6 protein-coding genes are annotated in these 4,207 nt (G+C 70.0%); 2 read left to right on the forward strand and 4 right to left on the reverse strand.

The window, feature by feature from the left end:
* Together tsaE and ACR2FV_RS08520 are read left to right on the forward strand one after the other, a co-directional pair.
* On the forward strand, positions 1 to 468 hold a 468-nt coding region (gene tsaE, locus ACR2FV_RS08515), incomplete at its 5' end, for a tRNA (adenosine(37)-N6)-threonylcarbamoyltransferase complex ATPase subunit type 1 TsaE (RefSeq protein ID WP_434015261.1).
* Positions 469 to 472: 4 nt separating this feature from the next.
* The gene (locus tag ACR2FV_RS08520) at positions 473 to 1,069 is read left to right on the forward strand and encodes a low molecular weight phosphatase family protein (RefSeq protein WP_434015262.1); all 597 of its coding nucleotides are present in this window, start codon (positions 473 to 475) and stop codon (positions 1,067 to 1,069) included.
* Here the strand turns inward: ACR2FV_RS08520 and ACR2FV_RS08525 are convergent.
* From ACR2FV_RS08525 to ACR2FV_RS08540, 4 genes are read right to left on the reverse strand one after another with little or no spacing between them, the layout of a single operon-like run.
* The gene (locus ACR2FV_RS08525) at positions 1,029 to 1,334 is read right to left on the reverse strand and encodes a S24 family peptidase (protein ID WP_434015263.1); all 306 of its coding nucleotides are present in this window, start codon (positions 1,332 to 1,334) and stop codon (positions 1,029 to 1,031) included. The two genes, ACR2FV_RS08520 and ACR2FV_RS08525, sit on opposite strands and share 41 nt — an antisense overlap.
* A gap of 35 nt (positions 1,335 to 1,369) precedes the next feature.
* Positions 1,370 to 2,200 (reverse strand): amino acid ABC transporter ATP-binding protein, encoded by an 831-nt coding sequence (locus ACR2FV_RS08530; protein WP_434015264.1) that lies wholly within the window; start codon positions 2,198 to 2,200, stop codon positions 1,370 to 1,372.
* The gene (locus ACR2FV_RS08535; RefSeq protein WP_434015265.1) at positions 2,197 to 3,147 is read right to left on the reverse strand and encodes an amino acid ABC transporter permease; all 951 of its coding nucleotides are present in this window, start codon (positions 3,145 to 3,147) and stop codon (positions 2,197 to 2,199) included. The genes ACR2FV_RS08530 and ACR2FV_RS08535 overlap by 4 nt, the downstream gene beginning before the upstream one ends.
* On the reverse strand, positions 3,144 to 4,046 hold the full coding sequence (locus ACR2FV_RS08540; protein ID WP_434015266.1) for an ABC transporter substrate-binding protein: 903 nt from the start codon (positions 4,044 to 4,046) through the stop codon (positions 3,144 to 3,146). Before ACR2FV_RS08540 ends, ACR2FV_RS08535 begins: the two co-directional genes overlap by 4 nt.
* Positions 4,047 to 4,207: the final 161 nt, after the last annotated feature.

A 4,207-nucleotide genomic window follows, 5' to 3' on the forward strand; every position in this document is an offset into this window, starting at 1 on the left:
CGGCGCTTTGGGTGGTGGCTCGGTGAGCGGCCCCGCGCCGGGAACTGGGGGCGGCGAACCGGCAACCTCGGCTCCGGCAAGACCACGCTCACGCAGGGCCTGGCCGACGGGCTCGGGGTGCGCGGGCCGATCACCTCGCCGACCTTCGTCATCGCGCGCGAACACCCCTCCTTGAGCGCCGGTCCGCCCCTGGTCCACGTCGATGCATATCGTCTCGCCGGTCGGGCGGAGCTCGACGATCTCGACCTGGACACGGCTCTGGACGAAGCGGTGACCGTCGTGGAGTGGGGTGGGGGCCTCGTGGAGCAGCTCAGCGGCGATCGGCTGGAGGTGCGGCTTCAGCGCCCGGCCGAGCCTGAGGAGGACACCCGGCGAGTGAGCATCCGAGGTGTCGGCCCTCGGTGGGAGGGGGTCCTCGTCCCGGTGCCGGGGGGCGACGTCGGGCCGGGCCCCGGCCGACTACAGTGACCCGGTGACCAAGGCCCGAATCCTGGTGGTGTGCACCGGCAACATCTGCCGTTCGCCGTTCATCGAGCGGCTGCTCGACGACGCTCTGACCCGGGCCTGGGGGACCGAGTCGGTCGAGGTGCGCAGCTCGGGGGTGCGTGGCCTGGAGGACCATCCGATGGAGCCGCACGCCCACGCCCGGTTGGAGCAGCACGGCCTACCGGCGCCGGGCTTTCGCAGTCGCTACATCGAGGAGCACCACGTGGACGCGGCCGACCTCGTGCTCACCGCCACCCGCCAGCACCGGGGCTCGGTCGTGCAGCTGCGGCCGCCGGCGCTCACGCGCACGCTCACCTTCCGCGAGTTCGGTCTGTTGGCCGCCACCTTGCCGGCCGACGAGCTCCCGAGCAGCGACGACGCGCGCGCCTGGGTGCGTGAGGTGACCGCCACGCTGCGCCGCCGCCGCGGACAGCAGCCGCTGGGTGAGCTGGACATCGTAGACCCCTACACGCAGGCCGACGAGGTCTATGACCAGATGGCCCGGCAGGTGCGCGAGGTGCTGCCCTGGGTGACCTGGGCGCTCACCGGCCAGGACCGGCCGCAGGAAGACGCGGCAGTCTGAGCACGACCCGACCCACCAACGCAGCGGGCGCGAGGGCGCCCACCGTCCACGAGTCGGTCCCGGCCCCCAGGTGGTCCGACTCCACCCACCACGAGCCGTCCGGCTCGATGCGGGTGAGTCGTTTGACCGAGAGCGGTCGCGGACCGTGCGGTCCGTCGGGGAGGCGGACCAGCACCAGGTCACCGGTATGCGGGGGCGCACCATAGCGGACCAGTAGCCGGTCCCCGTCCTGCAGCGTCGGCTCCATCGAGCGGCCGCGCACCACCGCCAGTCCCCACCGCGCGCGGCGGCCTGGTGAGCTCAGGGCGCGGCCTCTCCGGGTCGGCGCACGTGGTCGGGCACATGCTGCACGGCCGGCGGCTCCTCCTCGGTCACCCGGCGCAGGAAGTCGCGGGTCCGGGCGTGCTGGGGGCTGACCAGCACCTGATCCGGCGGTCCCTCCTCGACGACGACGCCCGCGTCCATGAAGACCACGTGGTCGGCGACCTCCCGGGCGAAAGCCATCTCGTGGGTCACCACGAGCATCGTCATCCCCTGGGTGGCCAGGTCGCGCATCACGGCCAGCACATCCCCGACCAGCTCGGGGTCCAGCGCGGAGGTCGGCTCGTCGAACAGCATCAGCTTGGGGTGCATGGCCAGGGCCCGGGCGATGGCCACCCGCTGCTGCTGCCCGCCGGAGAGCTCGTTGGGGTAGGCGTCGGCTTTGTCGCCCAGGCCCACCCGGTCCAGCAGCTCGTGCGCCTCGCCCTTGACTGTGCCGCGCCGGCGGCCCTGCACCGCGCACGGCGCCTCGCAGACGTTGTCCAGCACCGTCATATGTGGGAAGAGGTTGAAGCGCTGGAAGACCATGCCGATCTCCCGGCGCTGCGCGGCGATCTGTTTGTCGGTGAGCCGGTGCAGCCGGCCCTTGCGCTCGGCATGCCCGATGAGATCGCCGTCGACCCGGATCCGTCCGCCGTCGATGGTCTCCAGCTGGTTGATGCACCGCAGGAAGGTGGTCTTGCCTGAGCCGGAGGGACCCAGCAGGCAGACCACCTGACCGTGGTCGACCTGAAGGTCGATGCCCTTGAGGACCTCGGTGTGCCCGAACGCCTTGGTGACGTTGAGCGCCTCGACCAGAGTGCCGGTCATCCCGGGGTTGCCACGGTGCCGGTGGCGGATGCCTTGGTCGTGCTTCGCGCGCCGTAGCCACGGTTGAAGCGCTGCTCGAGGAAGTACTGGCCGACCATCAAGACGCTGCCGATGAGCAGATACCACAGGGTGGCCGAGACCAGAACCGGGAAGATCTGGAAGGTCCGCGACCCGATGGCGTTGAGCTGGAAGAACAGCTCGGTCGAGAGTGGCAGTCCGATCAGCAGTGAGGTGTCCTTGACCATGGAGATCAGCTCGTTGCCGGTGGGTGGGACGATCACCCGCATGGCCTGCGGCAGCACGATGCGGCGCATCGCCTTGCCGCCGTCCATGCCGAGGGCCTCGGCGGCCTCTCGCTGCCCGGTGTCGACCGAGGTGATGCCGGCCCGGGCGATCTCGGCCATGTAGGCCGCCTCGCTCAGTCCGAGCCCGATGGCGCCGCCGGCGACGCCGGCGAAGACGGTGTTGGCGTCGATGGTCAGGAAGCGCAGATCACCGTCGATGCCGAGCAGGCCCAGGATCACGTGGTCGAAGGGCACCCCGAGCTCGAGACCCTGCTGGAAGACCACGCCGAGGGTGCCCATGATGGTGAGCAGCACGAGGCGGGGGATCGTCCGGAAGAACCAGATGAACGCGAACGAGACGCAGGACAGCACCGGGTTGGGGGACAGTCGCATGACCGCCAGCACGATGCCCGTGCTGACCCCGAGCAGCATCGCGAGCACGGTGACCAGCAGGGTCCCGATCAGCAGACCGTTGACCACCGGATCCGCAAACATGGAGTCGAGCACGAACGGCCAGTTGAAGGACTCGTTGGTCAGCAGCATGTTGACCAACATCGCCACCAGCACGGCGATGGCGGCGACCGCCAGCCACCGTCCGGGGTGGCGCACCGGGACGGCGTCGATGCGTCCCGGGCGCTGCCCGTCGGCGGCGGGTTCGGTCACGGGTTGACGGCGAAGTCGGCGATCGCGCCCTGGCTCTGCCCCCACTCCTGCAGGGCCTCGTCGTAGGAGCCGTCCTCGGCCACGGCCTCCAGCGCAACGACCAGGGCGTCCGCCAGGTCGGTGTCCTCCATCGGGACGACGTAGCCGTAGGGAGCGGCGTCGGAGATGTCGCCGACCGACTCGATGTCCCCACCGACCTGGGAAATGGCGTAGGAGACCACGGGGGAGTCGGCCAGCATCGCATCGGCCTTGCCCGTCACCAGTGCCGAGGTGGCCTGGTCCTGGCCCTCGTACTGCTGGACCGTCAGCGGGCTTCCTTGGGCCTCACAGGCCTCCACCTTGGGCGGGAGGTCCTCCTGGTCCTGCACCGTGTTGGCCTGCACGGCGACGGTCAGCCCGCAGGGAGACTCCGGGTCGACGTCCTCCGGGTTGCCGCTGGCCACAGCCCACTGGGTGCCGGCGTTGAAGTAGCTGACCATGTTGACCTGGCCTTTGCGCTCCTCGTTGATGGTGAAGCTGGACACGCCCAGGTCGTACTTGCCGCCGGTGACCCCGCCGATGATCGTGCCGAAGTCGGCGTTCTGGTATTCGGTCTTCAGACCCATCTCCGCGGCCACAGCGTCGAAGAGGTCGATGTCCATCCCGACGATGGTGCTGCCGTCCTCGGCGAAGAACTCGTTCGGCGCGTAGGAGGCGTCCGTCCCGATGACGAGCTTGCCGGCCTCTCTGATGTCGTCCGGCACCATCCCGGCCGCCTCGGACTCCGTGTCGACGGCCGGTGCGGAGCTGTCGTCGGCGGCGTCGGGGGCGTCCGCGGAGTCGTCTCCGCAGGCTGCACTGCCGAGGAGGAGCGACGCGAGGGCGAGGGTGCCCAGGCGGGTGCGCAGGGTGCGCTGCATATCGGTCCCTTTCAACGATGGGTGAGGCAAGGTCACATGGTGCCACGTCGCGTGCACCGCCGACAGGTGTCCGCACGGTGGCCGGCAGGTGACGGGCACAGAGATCACCGCGGGCTGGGAACAGGCTGACAAACGCCTCAGCATGCTCTACAGTTGGTCAA

Source organism: Ornithinimicrobium sp., assembly GCF_051004135.1.
Taxonomy (GTDB): Bacteria; Actinomycetota; Actinomycetes; order Actinomycetales; family Dermatophilaceae; genus Ornithinicoccus.